Below are 17,974 nucleotides of genomic sequence, written 5' to 3'. Positions count from 1 at the left end.
TTTATAGAATCTGCAGAATACTATTTCACCAAAAGCTCCTCAATAGGCGAACCAATATTTCCGTTTGGTTCTTGAATGTGCAACAAAGCGGCCAAGGTAGGCGCAATATCTGCCATGCTGGTTTGGCGGTTAAGCGAGCCATGCTTAATTCCCCAGCCCATAAAAACCAAAGGAATATGTGCATCATAAGGGTTCCAGCTGCCGTGCGTTGTGCCGGTGCTGCTGTAACCCGAGAAAAAACCGGGTTTTAACAAAATTTGTATCGCGCCGCTTCTTTCGTAATTATAACCGTTAACAATTCTTTCGCGGATTTGCTGCGGTGCGCTTGACAAAGCTGCATTTTCCATATCTATCGCATTTGCAACGCCATCCTGTGCCCGCAAAAAGCGGATGGCACTCTTTTTAAGTTTTTCAAAATCAAGCTGTTTAGAGGCAATCATCTGATTATTAAAATTCACCTGATAATTATTAAGGCTCAAAACAATTTCCTCCTCCTTAAACTCCTGTTGCAAGGCCTTATTTAAATCTTTTAAAACCCGAGATGTTGGCCAAAAGCCCGCAGGAATGCCATTATCAATCAAAAAATTTGGATTATGCGCCGCGCCGTGATCTGCACTTAAAAACACGGTGTACTGGTTTTTGCCCACTTGTGCATCCAAGGTATTAAACAAGTCTTCCAAGTTTTTGTCTAAACGCAAATAAGTATCTTCAATTTCAACAGCGTTAATGCCATAGTTGTGTCCAATGTAATCTGTTGAAGAAAAGCTTAGGGTTAAAAAATCGGTATCCGTGCCACGGCCCATCTGCTCGTTCTTTAAGGTAGCTTTGGCAAAATCTAAAGTTAAATCATTGCCATACGGCGATGTGCGGATGACTTTATAACTTCCGTTTAGCATTTTTGAGAGCAGATGCGGAAAAACAGGCTTTTCTTCGCCGGTCAACTTGCCTTCGTATTTAGTGTCATCTGCGGTGCTTTGGCTATAAGTTTCTATCGGGTACAAGGTGTTCCAATCTTGTTTGATATATTTTTCCGCCAGTTTTTGTTTGTTGAAGGCGCTTACCCAATTGGGTAAATCTTTCATATAATAGGTGCTGCTAATCCAGTTGCCTGTCAAATCATCAAACCAATAGGCCGCATTAGCGCTGTGGCCAGCGGGCAAAATTCCTCCACGGTCTTTCAAAGCAATGCCAATTACTTTAGACCGAAAGTTGGTAGCTAAACGCAATTCATCTGTAATGGTGGTGCTAAGCATATTAGCCGGCGACATTTGCCCAGCGGCAGAATTGCTGCCCACGGTTTGTACAGTAGTATCGCCAGCACAATACATGGATTTTCCGGTAGTTTGTATAATAAAATCGTTTCCGGCAATTCCGTGGATGGCCGGCACCGAACCCGTATAAATACAAGTATGCCCCGGTGCAGTAAAAGTTGGGATATAAGGGATTTGCGTGTTTTCGCAAGTGAAGCCTTCGTTTAACAGGCGTTTAAAACCTCCATTTCCGTAGCGGTTGGCAAAGCGGTAAAGGTAATCCCAGCGCATCTGGTCCACCACAATACCTACTACCAATTTAGGCCGGGCAACATCTGTTTTTACCTTGTCAATAATTTTTGGGACTTGCGGTTTTTGTGCGTGTGCGCTAAAAACACTGGTTATACCAGCTAGGAAAAATACCTTCAGAAACTTCATATGCGGAATTTAAACACGCAATTTACAAAATGTTGCAGGTTTGCGTTTCAAAAAGGATGTGATTGTTTTGTTAAGCTTAGCGATAAACATACTCTCGTGTTCAAATGTAAGCATCAGGTAAAAAATCAGCATCAGGATAAATATCGCTTTGCTTATCAATTAAAAAAAGCAGATTTGCAGAAAATCTGAACTTACGCAATACGCATGAATAAAATATTTACTTCACTGGTTGCAGTTTTAGTCGTCTTTTCATCATCGTGCCAAAACACAGAAAAAATCCATTTGCGCGCGCCGCAACCGCTTTTAGGAACGGTTATAGGAAAATCTGTTTTAGATAACGATGTTAAGGACCTCGCGAGTTTATTAGAGGCAGTTTCTTCAAAAAACAGTTTAAGGTTTAAAGTTAAAGCAAAAGTTAAGCGCGTGGTAAACGCTGATGGAAGTTGGCTGGAGCTAGAAAACGGACGCGGTAAAGAAATTTTGGTAAAAACTGCTGATGCTGCAATGATTTTTCCGTCTTCTTTAATAGGGCGAGAGATTGTTTTAGACGGTAATGCAAGGCTCGAAACTTTAAATGCCCAACAGCTAAAGCAACTTGTTTTGGCGCCTTCTGAGCAACAGAAGTTTTCGCAAGAAGTGGTAATGATAGAAACCACTGGATTGGTGGTAATAGAAAAAAGGTCTTAACAGCGTTTTGTGCTAAGACCTTTTAAAAATTTTATACGGCTATTAGTCTTTTAAAGTAATGCTTCTTGAAACAGAAGTATTATCGCCGGTTAACTCTTTGCCAGATGCATCTAACAAAGTGATTTTCAAATCTAAATTGCCCATCGGCGCGTTTTTGATAAAATATGGTTGCCATTTATCAACGGTAAAGGTGGTATCGCCAACGTTAACTTTTACTTTGTAAGCATCAGCCGCTAAGGTGGCGTTGCTCACGTAAAAATCCAACAATACATTTTGCGTGTCTTTGCCGGCGTACTCCCCTTTTGGGCGGCTGTAAAACAACATCGGTTCTTTAACCGCATCCAAAGCCTGGTATTTTCCGTCTTTATCAATTTTAAAATGAACCAAAACAGAAGCGCCCGGAGATTTTACCGATAAATGGTACGAGCGGGATAAAAAGCACAATAAATAATGCTCGGAATTTAATGGTAAAGTTACGCTGTGCTCTGGCTTGTAAAGCGCTTCATAAGGTTTGTTGTCCATAATAAAATGGATGTGCTGTCCTTTTTCGGAGTTTGCGCATTCGCCAGAATGTCCGTCCATGGTTTGTTTAGATAGTTCGTAGTTTTCTACATTAAACGTGTAGCTTAACTTAACAGAATCGGCACCTACTTTTTCTGTTTTTACATTTGTGATGGCCAATTTCGCATTCGGAAATTCTTCCGCATCCGTTAGCGGTTCAATGCTCATAGCCGCTTTGGCGCTGTCTGTACTATCTTGCGTGTTGGCGGTTTTGTTGTTTTGCGTACAAGCGCCTAAACTTGCCAACGCAATTAAGCCAGCAAAAAAAACCGGCGGCGTAAATTTTAAATTCATCGTTTTTCTTAATTAAAGAGGTTAAACGTTCTAAAGTAAATAATGTGTGTGGTACTTGCAAAAATTGAGCCATCGCAACCTAACACCAACATTTTAATATGACATTGCACTTAAAATATTGGCCCTGTTAAAAAGCTTATCTTTGCACCCACAAAATGAGATCGTACCAGATTATACAGCTTGCCAACGGCATCCGCATACTTTTACAACCTGCAAAATCGGTTATTTCGCATTGCTGCTTGGTTATTAACGCTGGCTCAAGAGACGAGGAAGTGGGGGCTCCGGGCTTAGCGCATTTTATAGAGCATTTGCTGTTTAAACAAACCCATAAAAGAAATACGACGCAAATTTTAAACAGGTTAGAGCTTGTTGGCGGTGATTTAAACGCCTACACCACTAAAGAATATACCTGCTTGCAGGCCTCTTTTTTAAAACCGCACCTAGAGCGTGCCATGGAGCTTTTGCAGGATATTGCTTTTTGTTCCACTTTTCCCGAAAGTGAAATGGAAAAAGAAAAGGAAGTGGTGCTTGACGAGATTTTGAGCTACGAAGACCAGCCCGAAGAGGCCATAAATGACGATTTTGAGTCGATGCTTTTTACCGGCCATACCCTTGGCGAAAATATTTTGGGCACTCCGCAATCAGTAAAATCATTCCGCAGGCAACAGCTGATGGATTTTATTGCAAAGAATTATAATACGCACGAAATGGTTTTTGCCATTTCTGGCCCTTACACCTTGGCAAAAGTGCAAAAACTGGCCGAGGGGTATTTTGGGCAAATCCCCGAAAACCGCAGCGTTAAACATCGCCTTAGCGTAACCAAAAACCTGGCACAGCAAAAGACCGTTTATAAGCCTATTAACCAAGCGCATTGCATGTTAGGCACGGTGGCTTATGATATTCACAGCCCAAAAAAACCTGCCTTATTGCTATTGAACAATATTTTGGGAGGCACGGGGATGAGCTCGCGCTTAAACTTGGAAATACGCGAGAAATACGGAATTGCTTACACTATAGAATCCAACTATTCGCCTTTGACAGATACCGGTTTGTTTTCTATTTATTTTGGTACCGATGCCGAAAAGGTAGAAAAAGCATTGGCTTTAATCCATAAAGAGATATATAAGTTAAGCACGCAGGCGCTAGGGAAAATTCAGCTTTCGCAAGCCAAAAAGCGCTTTACCGGTCAAATAGCTTTAGGCGAAGAAAACCGTATGGGCGTTTTAATATCAATGGCAAAAAGTTTGCTCGATTACGGCAAAATTGATTCGCTTAAAGAGATTTACGAGAAGATAAACGCCGTTAGTGCACAAGAAATATTAGCTGCCAGCAACGAGCTTTTAGCGCCGGAAAATTTGAGCCTCTTGCTGTATCAACCAGAACAATAAAAAACCATGGCCATCCAAATTAAAAACAAAAGCTTTGAAACGCTGATCGAATACAGCATGATTGAAAAGCGCACAAGGTTGATAGGTATTGAGATAAACGTGGATTACGAAGACAAACAACCGGTTTTTGTAGGCGTTTTAAACGGTGCTTTCATGTTTATGGCCGATTTGATGAAGGAAGTGAAAATTCCGTGCGAAGCTACTTTTGTGAAATTTGCCTCGTACCACGGAGGCTTAAAAAGCAGTGGCCAAGTTACCGAACACCTTGCCCTTGATATTGATTTAGCCGGACGGCATGTAATTGTTGTTGAAGATATTGTGGATACCGGACAAACGCTAAAACATTTTTTACAACAGCTAACACAACTAAACCCTGCCAGCGTAGCCATAGCCAGTTTGTTGGTTAAACCCAAAGCTTTAGAGGTTGATTTGCCTGCTATTGATTATGTAGGTTTTGAAATCGGGAACGAGTTTGTGGTAGGTTACGGTTTAGATTATGAGGGCTTAGGCCGCAACCTCTGCGATATTTACCGTTTAAACGGCGAGGCTGAAGAAAGCTAAACACTGGCAATCCAAAAAATAATTTCCTAATCTTAAAGCGCTTGCGCTATTAGTGCCGCCAAATTTGATTTAGCGCTTCACAATCTCGAAATCTCTTTATACTTTTAGATTTTTTCTTTAGCTACCTTCTCAATATTTTTTTCTCGAAAGCATGTTAAGAGTTGCAACAGATAAACCCTGTAAGCTAGTGTATTCTATCGCCAAACACGATTATTTCGGTTTTTTAATTGAGCCGCATATTGTGCAACTAAACCCCGATGGCGATTTTTCTTTAACGCATCAGCGGGTATTTGAGCACACTGCAACCGAGTTTCCGCAGTGCATCAGCGCAAGCGATATTAAACTTATTAAACTGTGCGAGGAAATTGAGCAGGATTATATCATCAAAAAAATATTTAAAAAAAATGTGCGTGCAACCGAGTTCTTTTCTAAGCTGTGGGATGATAAATCATACGAGTTTGTGCGGCCTAAACTGGAGAAAAAATTAGCCGAAATTTTAAAAAATCTGCGCGGAAAATCTCTCTTTTTAATGAGCAAAGAAGGCTGGCCGGTAGAAAAAGAAATTCATTTTGCCGAAGAACCCGCTACCGTGCTTTTCCATTTTAGGCGCGATGAAAGCGAAACCCGCTACTTCCCAACCATTAAATACAAAGGCAACCGCATTGATTTTATGTTTAAAGATGCGCAGATAATTACCAATAAACCGGCTTATTTATTAGTTGATGACACTTTATACGATTTTGAGCAGGATTTGGAAGGTAAAAAGCTACAGCCTTTTTTAAACAAACGTTATATCTCTATCCCAAAATCATCGGAAGCAACTTATTTCTCAAAATTTGTATCGCCCTTGATAGAGAAATATCACGTATATGCGGAGGGTTTTACCATAAACACCGAAAAATACGAGGCCGTGCCGATTTTAAAAGTAGTTTACGTAAACGAAGGCACCTCGGAACTGCAACTGTTTTTTAGGTACGGCAAATACGTTTTTGCGGCCGGCAGTGACTTGGCCGTTACCGTGCGGATGGAAAAAGAAGGCGATGATTATACTTTCCATCGCATTAAACGCTCTTTAACCTGGGAAAAAAAGAAGCTGGACGAGCTTTTGGCTATGGGCTTAAAACAGCAATCGAACTTGTTTGTGCATTTAGAAGTGGCTTATACCGCAGATGAAGCCGATAAATCGCTTTCAGTTTTTGATTTTATTAGCGAACATCACGATGATTTGGTGGACAAAGGTTTTGAATTTGAGCAGGACACCAGCGCTAAAAAATATGTTATCGGCAGCAGTAAGGTTGATTTGGCCATAAACGAGAAAAATGATTGGTTTGATATTGAAGCCATCGTGCAGTTTGGTGCCTACAAAATTCCTTTTATACAGCTTAAACATCACATCCTAAACAAAAAAAGGGAGTTTACTTTGCCTAATGGCGAGGTAGCAATTATTCCCGAAAAATGGTTTTCGCAGTACGGCAACCTCTTGAGTTTTTCTGAAGGTGGCGAGCACCTAAAGCTTAAAAAACTGCACGTTGGTTTGGTGCATGATTTTGCCAATAACGAGCTGGCAAGCGTTACCATGGACCGTAAGTTGCAACGCCTGAGCGATTTTGAGCACATGGAAGACATTCCGGCGCCCATACATTTTAAAGGAACTTTACGCCCTTACCAAAAAGCCGGGTATGATTGGTTTCACTTTTTGCAGAAATATAATTTTGGCGGCTGTTTGGCAGATGATATGGGTTTGGGGAAAACCATCCAAACCTTGGCCTTAATACAAAAAAGCAAGGAAGTGCAAGAGGCGCAAAATATACACAGCCCCTCGTTAATTGTGATGCCTACTTCTTTAATTTACAATTGGCTTAATGAGGCTAAAAAGTTTACACCATCGCTAAAAGTTTATACTTACACAGGCGCTTTCCGCGAAAAGGACGCCAGTAATTTCCATAATTACGATGTGATCATTACCACCTACGGCATTACGCGTGTTGATATTGATTTGCTGAGCGAGGTTTATTTCCACTATATTATTTTGGATGAAAGCCAGAATATCAAAAACCCTTCATCCAAATCGTACCGCGCGGTTAAGCAATTAAAATCAAAATATAAGCTGATACTTTCTGGCACGCCGGTAGAAAACACGGTGAACGATTTATGGACGCAGATGTCGTTCATCAACCCGGGTTTGCTGGGTTCACAAACGTTTTTCCAGACGGATTTTGTGCAACCGATAGAAAAAAAGAAAGACGAAGAACGCGCGCAAAAGTTGCAGGTATTAATTAAACCTTTTGTAATGCGCCGCACCAAAGAACAGGTAGCAACCGAGTTGCCTCCGAAGACAGAAAGCGTGGTTTACTGCGAAATGAGCGAAGAGCAGGCCAATATTTACGAGCAAACCAAATCTGATTACCGCAATGAATTGCTAAAATCTATTGAAAGTGGCGACTACTTTAAATCGCCGGTGCAAATGTTGCAGGGCTTAACCAAGTTAAGGCAAATTGCCAACCATCCATCTATGCTTGATGATGGTTACGAGGGCGATTCGGGTAAGTTTGAGGACGTTATACATAAGCTGGAAAGCGTGATTGAAGCCGGGCATAAAGTGCTGGTTTTTTCACAGTTTGTGAAACAGCTGGAAATTTACCGTCGTTATTTCGACGAGCAGAAAATTGCTTACTCTTATTTAGATGGCAGTACGCAAAACCGCGGCGAGGTGGTGCAAGAGTTCAAGGAAGAAAGCCATATCCAAGTTTTTTTGATTTCTTTAAAAGCGGGCGGCGTGGGTTTAAACCTTACCGAAGCGGATTATGTGTTTATTTTAGATCCTTGGTGGAACCCCGCGGTTGAGCAACAAGCCGTTGACCGTGCGCACCGGATTGGACAAACTAAAAACGTATTCATCTATAAGTTCATCACTAAAGACAGCGTGGAAGAGAAGATTTTAGCCTTACAAAGTCGCAAAAAATCGGTTGCCAGCAGTTTAATTACTACCGAAGACAGTTTTATTAAATCGCTTAGCGAAGCTGATATTAAAGAGATATTGGCCTAGTGTTGCGCCGCCGTGTAGTAACGCTTTTTTAACCATAAGCTAGCTTTTACCAACAAAATAAGCACTGGCACTTCAACCAGCGGACCAATTACACCTACCAAAGCCTGCCCAGAATGAATACCGAATACGCCTATTGATACAGCAATTGCCAATTCGAAGTTGTTGCCACTCGCCGTGAACGATACCGAAGCATTCTTATCGTAAGGCAGCTTCAGAAATCTGCAGAGGAAGAAACTAGCAAAAAACATCAATACAAAATAAATAACCAGTGGTAACGCAATGGCCATCACATCCGCAGGCAAGGCAACCAAGCTATCAGCCTTCAGGCTAAACATCAAAACAATGGTAAAAAGCAAGGCAAGCAACGTAATTGGCGATACTGCGGGTAAAAAGTGCCTGTTATACCAGTTTAAACCCTTACTCCTGATCAGCACGTACCTGCTTAAAAAAGCCGCTGAAAATGGTATAGCCAGATAAACTAACACGCTCAACATCACGTCGGCCATAGATATTTTAATATCGAAAGATGCCAAACCGAAAAAGCCGGGCAACACTTTTATAAAAAGCCAGGCCATTAAACCGTAAGTGAACATTTGAAAAATACTGTTCATTGCCACCAACAGGGCGGTGTACTCTCTGTTTGCTTTGGCCAAATCGCTCCATACAATAACCATGGCTATGCAACGGGCTAGGCCTATCAAAATTAGGCCTGCCATGTATTCGGGTTGCCTCGGCATGAAAATTAGTGCAAGGGCAAACATCAAAAAGGGTCCCACAATCCAATTAAGCAGCAAAGAGGTACTCACGGCCTTTACATCCTTAAAAACCTCGGGCAACAGCGAAAAATCGACCTTTGCTAGTGGCGGATACATCATTAAAATTAAGCCTATCGCCAATGGGATATGAGTCGAACCTATGGTAAGTTTGCTGTTTACGCGAGCCAGGTCCGGGAAAAAATATCCAAGGCCCACACCCAGCAACATTGCTAAAAATATCCAAAGGCTCAGGTTACGGTCTAAAAATTTTAATTGCGTTTGCATATCAAGTTTTCGCTTTTGAAAAAACGTAAAACATTTCTTGTGCTATTGTTAAACTGCAGGCCGCATAAACATCGCTTTGCGCCGGCGTTCCGTCGGATATTTTAGGATCCGTATAAGGCAGCTGGATTTTAGCGTTTGCGCCTGCTATAATAGGGCAAGCTTCATCGGCATCGGTACAGACCATGATAGCCGAAAAATTATGTTCGGGGTTAAAAGGATGGTCGTAAAGCTTGGAAAAGCTAAGCATGGGCATAGCGTCGCCCTCGTATTTGACAGCGTAAACCGGGTTAGACGAATGGCTTAAAGCTTTAATCTGCATTCCCTGTTGTACCAAGGTATCTAACACCTTAGGATATACCTGGGTTTCGGCTGTGCCGCCTGAGTAACATTGTACCTTATCGAAACCGAAATAAACTGCCGCTACCCGGGCCCATATTTGAGAAAAATGGCTGCGTCTGGAATTATGCGTGCAAATGAAATTCAAATTTAGCGTACTGCCCCTATGGGCGGCATCTTTTACAACACCAATTAGTTTATTTAATGCTTCGGCACGGGCGCCCCGCCTAGGCTGTTCCCAATCTAATGCGTCTAGGGTTTTTTGTAGTTCTGGATAAACCATGGCATTTATTAACAGCAACCCGAGCCTGGCGCGCAAGCGTTTGCATTTTCTACACTTAAATTGTTAAAGCTTGGTTCAAAAGCCATTGTTTTTGTTCCGCAAGCATCAGACGCCAAACAGGCGGTGGCTTTGTTTTTTAGCACAAAGTTTTTCCCGTTAAATTGTAAACCGTATTTACCAATAGTTTCTGCTTGATACTCCACTTCTATTTCGTTGTCTTCTATCCCCAGTTTTTGTTCGGACAGTTCAATAATATGGAGCAATTTTGCAGGTTTTAAACGGTGTTTAAAGTCATTGGCGTCCCACAGTTGGAAGTTTACAATTTTTTCTTGACGGATTACCCCGCCGCAATCTATAAAATGTTTGCTTACCTGCCCCACCTCGGTAACATGGAAATGTTCGGGTACAAATGTGCCATCCTCTAGCTGGAAAGCTACATTTTCTAATGTTGGTAAAATAGATTTGATTTCTGAAAGTTTCATATTGTCAAGTTTTAAATATTTTTGTATCGTAATATTGCGATTATTGGGGTTAAAAAAATGTGCTAACAGCATTTTGGAATGTTCACTTCCTGATCAAAAAACTGATGGATAGTTTGCTGTATCGTGCGCCAAACGTTCTCATCAATGCAATAGCAAACAGATTTTCCTTCTATATTTCCTTTTATCAGTCCAACGGTTTTTAATTCTTTTAAATGTTGTGATATAGTTGCCTGTGCCAAACCCAGCTCGGTCACCAAATCTGTACAAATGCAAGCTTTTTGGTTAATGATGTACTGTAAAATCGCAATACGCGCAGGGTGAGCCAAGGTTTTTAAAACCGAAGCCAGACGGTTGTAAGCGTCCGGGTGTAAATCTGATTTCGTAATTCCCATAAGATTATTTAACATCGCAATATTACGATATTAAAAATTATCCGGCAATAGCAAAATCTCTTTTCGGTAAAAAGTAGCCAGACAAGCTTTAAATTTTTAATTTCGCAAGAACACACAAAAATTGATTGATGGATTACCAGTTTAAGCAGATAGAGAAAGAATGGCAAAAATTTTGGGCTCAGCACCAGACATTTAAAGCCGAAGTTGATACCAATAAGCCAAAATATTACGTGCTAGACATGTTTCCTTACCCGAGTGGCGCGGGTTTACACGTGGGGCATCCGCTGGGATACATTGCCTCAGATATTTTTGCGCGTTACAAAAGGTTAAAAGGCTTTAACGTGTTGCACCCTATGGGTTACGATTCTTTCGGTTTGCCTGCAGAGCAGTACGCGATACAAACTGGACAACACCCGGCAAAAACTACCGAAACCAATATCAACCGCTACCGCGAGCAATTGGATAACCTGGGTTTTTCTTTTGATTGGAGCAAAGAAGTGCGCACCAGCTCGCCCGATTATTACAAATGGACGCAATGGATTTTTATGCAACTGTTTAATGCGTGGTACAATAAAGAAACGGACCGTGCCGAGCATATCTCTACCTTGATTGCAAAGTTGGAAACCATCCCGGCCACGGAAATTAAAGCAGTATGCGACGACGACGTTTTGCCGCTGTTGCCCAGCGATTGGAGCGCGATGAGCGAAGAGGAGAAGCAAAGCGAACTGTTAAAATACCGTCTGACATATTTGAAAGAGAGCACCGTAAACTGGTGCGCGGCTTTGGGTACTGTACTAGCAAATGACGAGGTAAAAGACGGTTTTAGCGAGCGTGGAGGCCACCCGGTTGAGCAAAAAAAGATGATGCAGTGGAGTATGCGCATTAGTGCTTACGCAGATAGGCTGCTCAAAGGCTTAAATGATATTGACTGGCCAGAGCCATTGAAAGAAATGCAGCGCAACTGGATTGGTAAAAGCGAAGGGGCAATGGTTTCTTTTGAGCTCGAGGGACATTCCCAACAGGTTAGTGTTTTTACGACAAGAGTTGACACCCTTTACGGCGTTTCATTTTTGGCCATTGCGCCAGAGCATGAACTTGTTGCTTCATTAACTACACCAGCCCAGAAAGCGGAAATTGACGCTTATATATTAGCGACTAAGAAAAAAAGCGAACTGGACCGTATGGCGGATGTTAAAACCGTTTCGGGCGCATTTACCGGCAGTTATGCCATAAACCCGCTAAGTGGCGAAAAAGTACCAGTTTGGATTGCTGATTATGTTTTGGCAGGTTACGGAACAGGCGCGGTAATGGCGGTGCCGTCTGGCGACCAGCGCGATTATCTTTTTGCCAAACACTTCAATTTACCGATAGTGCAGATTTTGGACGCACAAATTTGCGATACCGAAGCCGACCCCACAAAAGAAGGCCGTTACGTTAATTCGGGGATTATAAACGGCTTAACTTACAAAGAGGCTGTGGCAAAAATTGTGGCTGCACTTGAAGAAAAAGGCATGGGCTACGCCAAAGTAAACTACCGTATGCGCGATGCTATTTTTGGCCGCCAACGCTATTGGGGCGAACCTGTTCCGGTTTACTTCAAAAACGGTTTGCCTTACCTTATTCAAGAAGAAGAATTGCCACTTTTATTGCCAGAAATAGACAAATATTTGCCTACCGAAAGCGGAGAACCACCTTTAGGAAGAGCAAAAGATTGGAAATACCAAGATGAATACGAATACGAATTGAGCACCATGCCGGGCTGGGCGGGAAGTAGCTGGTATTGGTACCGTTACATGGATGCAAACAATGATGCTGCTTTTGCTGATAAAGACAAAATTGCCTACTGGCGCGATGTGGATTTATACATCGGCGGGAACGAACATGCCACCGGACACCTTTTATACAGCCGTTTTTGGAACAAATTTTTGAAAGATATGGGTTATGTGGTAGAGGAAGAGCCCTTCAAAAAATTGATCAACCAGGGGATGATTCAAGGGCGAAGCAATTTTGTGTACCGTGTAAATGATATAGACGGAAAAGGCACCAACGAATTTGTTTCTTACGGGCAAAAGTCCAATTACTCCGTTACCCCACTTCACGTCGATGTTAACATCGTAAACAACGACACCCTAGACATTGAAGCATTTAGGAACTTCAGGCCAGAGTATAAAGATGCGGTCTTTATTTACGAAGACGGCAGCAACTCCCTCTCCGCCGAAGACGGCCGGGGCGAGGCCAAATACATTTGTGGGCACGAGGTAGAAAAAATGTCGAAATCCAAATTCAACGTGGTTAACCCCGATGATTTGGTAGAACGTTACGGCGCCGACACTTTGCGCATGTACGAGATGTTTTTGGGACCGCTAGAGCAAAGTAAACCTTGGAACACCAATGGTATTGAAGGCGTATTTAAGTTTTTGCGTAAATTTTGGAAACTTTTTCACGATGAAAATTTCAACTTCCAAGTTAGCGATGCTGCGCCAACCAAAGCCGAATTAAAAGCGCTGCACAAAATCATCAAAAAAGTAGAAGAAGATATTGAGCGTTTCTCTTTCAACACGTCGGTTTCTAGCTTTATGATTGCGGTAAATGAGCTTACAGATTTAAAATGCAATAAAAAAGCGGTGCTTCAAGAGCTGGTGATTTTATTATCGCCATATGCGCCACATATTACAGAAGAGCTTTGGAAATTGCTGGGCAACCGGCCAGGAACACTGTCTTTTGCACAATTCCCTACTTTTAATCCTGTTTATTTGGTAGAGGATGAGTTTGCCTATCCGGTATCGGTAAACGGAAAAACAAAAACCAATTTGTTGCTTCCATTAACAATGGAGCCTTCCGAGGTAGAAAAAGTAGTACTGGCAGATGAACAAATTCAGAAATATCTGGACGGAAAAACACCTAAAAAAGTGATTGTGGTGAAAGGCCGTATTATTAATTTGGTGGTATAATAGTTAAAGTTTATCTAAACAGAAAAAGCAACTATCAAGTTGCTTTTTCTGTTTATAATGGCCAGCGTATTAGCCAACGCGTTTGCTGTCCAATGCCAAAACCCAGCGTTCTTTCTCGCATCTGTTACACACCAGCTCGGTTTGTACCGCTGCAGTTTTGCTGGTATTGGCACAAAACTTACAGGCATACACTTTATTGGGCTCAAAAATTTTTACCTCTTTGTTAAAAAGATGGGGCAAAATTGGAAGCCCTGCGCGCACATCTTCATCTTTAAAGAAAAACACGCTAATTTGTCCGTTGGTTTCTAAAATAGCTAAATCAACCTGCCCAATATGGCTCACATTGCGCAAACGTAACTCGGCAAAAAATTCATCTAAAGCCAGCGGTTCTTTAGCAAATTCTTCGATAGAAAACTGCCCGTTGCGGATTAAGTAGATGGGCTTACCCTCTAACCAAACTTCTACATTTTCGGATCTGGAGATTAAGTAGGTGGTAAAGCGGTACAAGGCCAAAATAAAAGTAAAAACGCATATAGCAGGTATTAAGCCAACATCTTCATAAAAAAGCGGGTCGCCTGCAGCAGAGCCAAGCGTTAAAATGATCACTAATTCAAAAACCGAAAGTTGTTTTACGCCTCTTCTTCCGGCAGATTTTAGCACAATCAAGGCCGTAATGTACATCACCACACAGCGCAACAGTACCTCAAGCAAAAATGCGTAAGGCAAACCGTTCATTAAAAGCCGGTCCAGATTAAAAACTTCTTTCATGCTTTTTTTTAGATCATTCCTCCGTCTGTGCTTGATTCTACATACGGGATTTCACGGCTGCTCTCGGGCTTGTTGGTATAATCAGAAAGCAGCCATATCAGCAAGATAACGATGGTTAAACCAAAGAAATAGTTCCGGGCAAATTCGCCTTCAATAGTATTCAGATAAAAAGCAATAGGAATCAATATAATTGCCAAAGCCAGTTCTACGCCGCCGTGCACTTTTAAATGTATAAACCTAATTAACCCGTACTCGTAATGCGTGCAAACGGTTAATGCTAAATGGATTGCGCCCAAACCATAGCTTAAACTAGCGGCAACATGTGGCAAACCTAAAAGGCTTGGCGCCAGCCAAACAAATAAAACCAATAAATAGTCAAGTATCGCGTGGGTTTTAGAATTGATTTTCATGACAAGGATTTTAGGTTAATTAATATTTAAGTTTTATTTAAAGATAACACAAACATTTTTGAATTTACATAACCAGAATGTTGATTGATATCACCAATTTTGATGATTAATATTTGGTTTGCGTTTATGGCAGGTGCAAAAAAAAAGCCACGGTTTCACCGCGGCTTTGTATTTAAGTGTTGTAATTTTATAAGCCGAAAGCAACCTTAACTTTATCTACAAAGTCTAATTTCTCCCAAGTGAACAGCTCAACTTCCACTTTCTTCTCTTCACCGTTAGATCCATAAAAAGTTTTAGTCACCACTTCATTTTTGCGGCCCATATGTCCGTATGCAGCAGTTTCAGAGTAAATTGGGTTTCTCAGCTTTAAGCGTTGCTCAATAAAGTAAGGGCGCATATCAAAAATCTCCTGCACCTTTTTAGCTATTTCCCCATCAGTTAAATTAACTTTTGAGGTACCGTTAGTATCTATAAAAATACCGCAGGGCTCTGCTACACCAATAGCATAAGAAACTTGTACCAAAACTTCATCGGCCACGCCCGCGGCTACCAAATTTTTCGCGATATGACGTGTGGCATAAGCAGCAGAACGGTCCACTTTTGATGGATCCTTGCCCGAGAAAGCACCGCCGCCATGCGCGCCTTTACCGCCGTAAGTATCTACAATGATTTTACGTCCGGTTAAACCGGTATCGCCATGCGGCCCGCCAATCACAAATTTCCCTGTTGGGTTAATGTGATACTGTATTTCATCGGTAAACAATTGCCGCAATTCTGGTTTTAATGATGCTTTAACGCGCGGAATCAAAATTGATATCATGTCGGATTTAATTTTTTCCAACATTTTGCCTTCCTCGTCAAACTCATCGTGCTGGGTAGAAATTACGATTGTATCAATACGTATAGGTTGGTGATTGTCATCGTACTCTATCGTTACCTGCGATTTTGCATCGGGCCTTAAATATTTAATTTCGCTGTTTTCTCTGCGTATAGCAGCCAGTTCAATCAAAAGTTTATGCGCCAAATCTAAAGCCAAAGGCATATAATTATCTGTTTCGTTTGATGCATAACCGAACATCATACCTTGGTCGCCAGCGCCCTGCTCTTCGGGTTTGGCACGGTCCACTCCTTGGTTAATGTCTTGAGACTGCTCATGAATGGCCGATAAAATACCGCAAGAATTTGCCTCAAACATATACTCCGATTTGGTGTAGCCGATTTTGCGAATTACGTCCCGGGCAATTTTTTGAACGTCTAAATAGCTTTGCGATTTTACTTCGCCCGCTAAAACCACTTGGCCTGTGGTTACCAAAGTTTCGCAGGCTACTTTAGAATCTTTGTCAAACGCTAAAAAGTTATCAATTAAAGCATCTGATATTTGATCGGCAACTTTATCTGGGTGACCCTCTGAAACCGATTCTGATGTGAATAAGTACGACATATTAAATGAATAATGTTTAACAATAACAGCAGAAAGAAAAGAGGGTGATTGCGGTTAACCTTGCGGATAATGGTTTAGCATTTTTTAACGTGGTTGCAATCATTTCAAATCATTCCACTTGCGTGGCAAAGGTATACAATTTTTATTTCTTGGAAAATAAGAATTACTTTGCGGCCACCAGATTACATTCTTTTGAAACAACGCATATTATTTATTGTGAACCCTATTTCGGGCGGTTTAAACAAAATTTCTATCCCAACTTTGATAGATGAAAACTTAGACCTGGATAAATTTGACGCTGAAATTATTTACACAGATTTTCCGCACCATGCTAAGCAATTAGCCAGCGAAGGCTTGGCGCAAAACTTTGATATTGTGGCAGCCGTGGGCGGCGATGGAACCATTAACGAGGTTGCAGATGTTTTAGAATCATCCGGAAAAATCATGGCTATTGTGCCCTGCGGTTCTGGAAACGGTTTGGCGCGTACCTTAGGCGTACCATTGAATACCGCAAAAGCCATTGCGCGTATCAACAATTTAAATTTTACCGCAATTGACGTAGGCTTATTAAACGATAAAAAGTTTTTTAACATGGCCGGGATGGGTTTTGATGCACACATTAGCGCCCATTTTGCCAACAGTAAAAAAAGAGGTTTTTTTGGCTACCTTAAATCTACTTTAAAAGAGGTTTCATCCTACCGGCCACAGCATTATAAAATCCATATCGGCGATAAGAAACTATCGGTAGATGCGTTTATGTTAAGCTTGGCCAACTCATCGCAATACGGAAATAATGCACATATCTCGCCTACCGCATCTTTAAAAGACGGATTGTTGGATATATGTATCATAAAACCTTTTCCGCTAAAAGTTTTCCCTATTTTGGGCTGGCGGATGTTTAGCAAAACCGCCCATAAATCTAAATATGTTGATATTATAAAGGCGAATGATTTTTCTGTGCTGCGCCAAACGGATGGGCCGGTGCATGTAGATGGCGAGCCTTTAAACATGGGCGAAACTTTGAATGTTAGCGTAAAAAAATTGGCGCTTAATATTATAATATAAAAAAGATTTTAATGGCAACAGATAAAAAATCGAAGAAATTCAGCGGCTTTGATGGGCTGGTTTTTTCAACCAATCCGGATCAGCAATTAGATCATATCCTAAATGATGAAACCGAAACGCTTGCAGCCAACCGGCAGCAGCTAAAAGTGCAATTAGATAAAAAACAACGCGCCGGTAAAGCAGTAACTTTAGTGAGCGGTTTTGTAGGGACAGATGAAGATTTAAAAGCTTTGGGCAAGTTGCTGAAATCAAAATGCGGAGTAGGAGGCGCCGTAAAAGACGGCGAAATATTGGTACAAGGGGATTTTAGGGAGAAAATATTAGAAATCTTACTGGCCAATGGCTACAAAGCCAAACGCGCCGGTGGCTAATTTTACATTATCTAAATCTTGGCTTAACATAGGTAAACTATCATTGCGGCGCGTTAAATTGTAATATTTTTGAGCTTAAAATACAAGTAAAGCTCTTTTTGGCGCGCATTTGGTTAAACCAGCTCCAAAAAAATCAATTTTTATAAAAGCCTGTTTAACAGTAAACAATGTTTTTCAAATTTTACGTTATATATTGCACGCCAAACTAAA

Annotated in this window: 16 protein-coding genes; 7 read left to right on the top strand and 9 right to left on the bottom strand. The window is 41.4% G+C overall.

Features of this window, described 5'->3' with window-relative positions; genetic code table 11:
- Positions 1–20: 20 nt before the first annotated feature.
- A complete protein-coding gene (gene pafA / locus BCY91_RS01265; protein ID WP_120180192.1) occupies positions 21–1,688 on the bottom strand; it encodes an alkaline phosphatase PafA in 1,668 nt (555 codons plus the stop codon).
- A gap of 204 nt (positions 1,689–1,892) precedes the next feature.
- Here pafA and BCY91_RS01260 point away from each other — a divergent pair, with 204 nt between their 5' ends.
- Positions 1,893–2,375 carry a DUF4920 domain-containing protein gene (locus tag BCY91_RS01260; RefSeq protein ID WP_120180191.1) on the top strand — a complete coding sequence of 161 codons (483 nt, stop codon included), beginning with the start codon at positions 1,893–1,895 and terminating at the stop codon, positions 2,373–2,375.
- A gap of 42 nt (positions 2,376–2,417) precedes the next feature.
- Here the strand turns inward: BCY91_RS01260 and BCY91_RS01255 are convergent, their stop codons facing one another.
- The gene (locus tag BCY91_RS01255; RefSeq protein ID WP_120180190.1) at positions 2,418–3,230 is read right to left on the bottom strand and encodes a hypothetical protein; all 813 of its coding nucleotides are present in this window, start codon (positions 3,228–3,230) and stop codon (positions 2,418–2,420) included.
- A gap of 155 nt (positions 3,231–3,385) precedes the next feature.
- Here BCY91_RS01255 and BCY91_RS01250 point away from each other — a divergent pair, with 155 nt between their 5' ends.
- The 3 genes from BCY91_RS01250 to BCY91_RS01240 all read left to right on the top strand — a co-directional run bounded on the left by BCY91_RS01250 (position 3,386) and on the right by BCY91_RS01240 (position 8,225).
- Complete coding sequence (locus BCY91_RS01250; RefSeq protein WP_120180189.1) at positions 3,386–4,618, top strand: M16 family metallopeptidase; 1,233 nt, start codon at positions 3,386–3,388, stop codon at positions 4,616–4,618.
- A gap of 6 nt (positions 4,619–4,624) precedes the next feature.
- On the top strand, positions 4,625–5,179 hold the full coding sequence (gene hpt / locus BCY91_RS01245) for a hypoxanthine phosphoribosyltransferase (protein ID WP_120180188.1): 555 nt from the start codon (positions 4,625–4,627) through the stop codon (positions 5,177–5,179).
- Between the two features lie 151 nt (positions 5,180–5,330).
- Complete coding sequence (locus tag BCY91_RS01240) at positions 5,331–8,225, top strand: DEAD/DEAH box helicase (RefSeq protein WP_120180187.1); 2,895 nt, start codon at positions 5,331–5,333, stop codon at positions 8,223–8,225.
- Here the strand turns inward: BCY91_RS01240 and arsB are convergent.
- From arsB to BCY91_RS01220, 4 genes are all read right to left on the bottom strand, one after another.
- Entirely contained in the window at positions 8,222–9,265 is a 1,044-nt protein-coding gene (arsB, locus tag BCY91_RS01235; RefSeq protein WP_120180186.1) for an ACR3 family arsenite efflux transporter, read from the bottom strand. The two genes, BCY91_RS01240 and arsB, sit on opposite strands and share 4 nt — an antisense overlap.
- Before the next feature lies 1 nt (position 9,266).
- A complete protein-coding gene (locus tag BCY91_RS01230) occupies positions 9,267–9,884 on the bottom strand; it encodes a low molecular weight phosphatase family protein (RefSeq protein ID WP_120180388.1) in 618 nt (205 codons plus the stop codon).
- 8 nt (positions 9,885–9,892) lie between these two features.
- The gene (locus tag BCY91_RS01225; RefSeq protein ID WP_120180387.1) at positions 9,893–10,366 is read right to left on the bottom strand and encodes a DUF6428 family protein; all 474 of its coding nucleotides are present in this window, start codon (positions 10,364–10,366) and stop codon (positions 9,893–9,895) included.
- 62 nt (positions 10,367–10,428) lie between these two features.
- The gene (locus BCY91_RS01220) at positions 10,429–10,758 is read right to left on the bottom strand and encodes an ArsR/SmtB family transcription factor (protein ID WP_120180185.1); all 330 of its coding nucleotides are present in this window, start codon (positions 10,756–10,758) and stop codon (positions 10,429–10,431) included.
- A 128-nt stretch (positions 10,759–10,886) separates the two neighbouring features.
- On the opposite strand from BCY91_RS01220, the gene BCY91_RS01215 reads away from it, so the two are divergent.
- Positions 10,887–13,709, top strand: coding sequence for a leucine--tRNA ligase (locus BCY91_RS01215; RefSeq protein WP_120180184.1), 2,823 nt, complete (start codon positions 10,887–10,889; stop codon positions 13,707–13,709).
- 69 nt (positions 13,710–13,778) lie between these two features.
- Here BCY91_RS01215 and BCY91_RS01210 read toward each other — a convergent pair whose 3' ends face one another.
- The 3 genes from BCY91_RS01210 to metK form a co-directional block, all read right to left on the bottom strand.
- Positions 13,779–14,477, bottom strand: a complete 699-nt coding sequence (locus BCY91_RS01210) for a DUF421 domain-containing protein (RefSeq protein ID WP_182995272.1) — start codon at positions 14,475–14,477, stop codon at positions 13,779–13,781.
- An 8-nt stretch (positions 14,478–14,485) separates the two neighbouring features.
- Positions 14,486–14,887: a hypothetical protein gene (locus BCY91_RS01205; RefSeq protein WP_120180183.1), complete on the bottom strand. Its 402-nt coding sequence runs from the start codon at positions 14,885–14,887 to the stop codon at positions 14,486–14,488.
- A 187-nt stretch (positions 14,888–15,074) separates the two neighbouring features.
- A complete protein-coding gene (metK, locus tag BCY91_RS01200) occupies positions 15,075–16,328 on the bottom strand; it encodes a methionine adenosyltransferase (RefSeq protein WP_120180182.1) in 1,254 nt (417 codons plus the stop codon).
- Positions 16,329–16,520: 192 nt separating this feature from the next.
- On the opposite strand from metK, the gene BCY91_RS01195 reads away from it, so the two are divergent.
- Together BCY91_RS01195 and BCY91_RS01190 are read left to right on the top strand one after the other, a co-directional pair.
- Complete coding sequence (locus BCY91_RS01195) at positions 16,521–17,393, top strand: diacylglycerol/lipid kinase family protein (protein WP_120180181.1); 873 nt, start codon at positions 16,521–16,523, stop codon at positions 17,391–17,393.
- Between the two features lie 11 nt (positions 17,394–17,404).
- A complete protein-coding gene (locus BCY91_RS01190; protein ID WP_120180180.1) occupies positions 17,405–17,764 on the top strand; it encodes a translation initiation factor in 360 nt (119 codons plus the stop codon).
- Positions 17,765–17,974: the final 210 nt, after the last annotated feature.

It is taken from the genome of Pelobium manganitolerans (assembly GCF_003609575.1).
Lineage (GTDB): Bacteria > Bacteroidota > Bacteroidia > Sphingobacteriales > Sphingobacteriaceae > Pseudopedobacter > Pseudopedobacter manganitolerans.
The sequence above is the reverse complement of the archived record's forward strand: the minus strand, read 5'-3'. Positions and strand labels throughout refer to the sequence as shown.

Bases quoted from the DNA above. Each gene is read 5' to 3' on its own strand.
- pafA (WP_120180192.1), bottom strand. From the start codon at position 1,688: ATGAAGTTTCTGAAGGTATTTTTCCTAGCTGGTATAACCAGTGTTTTT.
- BCY91_RS01225 (WP_120180387.1), bottom strand. From the start codon at position 10,366: ATGAAACTTTCAGAAATCAAATCTATTTTACCAACATTAGAAAATGTA.
- BCY91_RS01240 (WP_120180187.1), top strand. From the start codon at position 5,331: ATGTTAAGAGTTGCAACAGATAAACCCTGTAAGCTAGTGTATTCTATC.
- BCY91_RS01215 (WP_120180184.1), top strand. From the start codon at position 10,887: ATGGATTACCAGTTTAAGCAGATAGAGAAAGAATGGCAAAAATTTTGG.
- BCY91_RS01190 (WP_120180180.1), top strand. From the start codon at position 17,405: ATGGCAACAGATAAAAAATCGAAGAAATTCAGCGGCTTTGATGGGCTG.
- BCY91_RS01205 (WP_120180183.1), bottom strand. From the start codon at position 14,887: ATGAAAATCAATTCTAAAACCCACGCGATACTTGACTATTTATTGGTT.
- BCY91_RS01210 (WP_182995272.1), bottom strand. From the start codon at position 14,477: ATGAAAGAAGTTTTTAATCTGGACCGGCTTTTAATGAACGGTTTGCCT.
- BCY91_RS01255 (WP_120180190.1), bottom strand. From the start codon at position 3,230: ATGAATTTAAAATTTACGCCGCCGGTTTTTTTTGCTGGCTTAATTGCG.
- BCY91_RS01260 (WP_120180191.1), top strand. From the start codon at position 1,893: ATGAATAAAATATTTACTTCACTGGTTGCAGTTTTAGTCGTCTTTTCA.
- BCY91_RS01250 (WP_120180189.1), top strand. From the start codon at position 3,386: ATGAGATCGTACCAGATTATACAGCTTGCCAACGGCATCCGCATACTT.
- arsB (WP_120180186.1), bottom strand. From the start codon at position 9,265: ATGCAAACGCAATTAAAATTTTTAGACCGTAACCTGAGCCTTTGGATA.
- BCY91_RS01220 (WP_120180185.1), bottom strand. From the start codon at position 10,758: ATGGGAATTACGAAATCAGATTTACACCCGGACGCTTACAACCGTCTG.
- metK (WP_120180182.1), bottom strand. From the start codon at position 16,328: ATGTCGTACTTATTCACATCAGAATCGGTTTCAGAGGGTCACCCAGAT.
- hpt (WP_120180188.1), top strand. From the start codon at position 4,625: ATGGCCATCCAAATTAAAAACAAAAGCTTTGAAACGCTGATCGAATAC.
- BCY91_RS01230 (WP_120180388.1), bottom strand. From the start codon at position 9,884: ATGGTTTATCCAGAACTACAAAAAACCCTAGACGCATTAGATTGGGAA.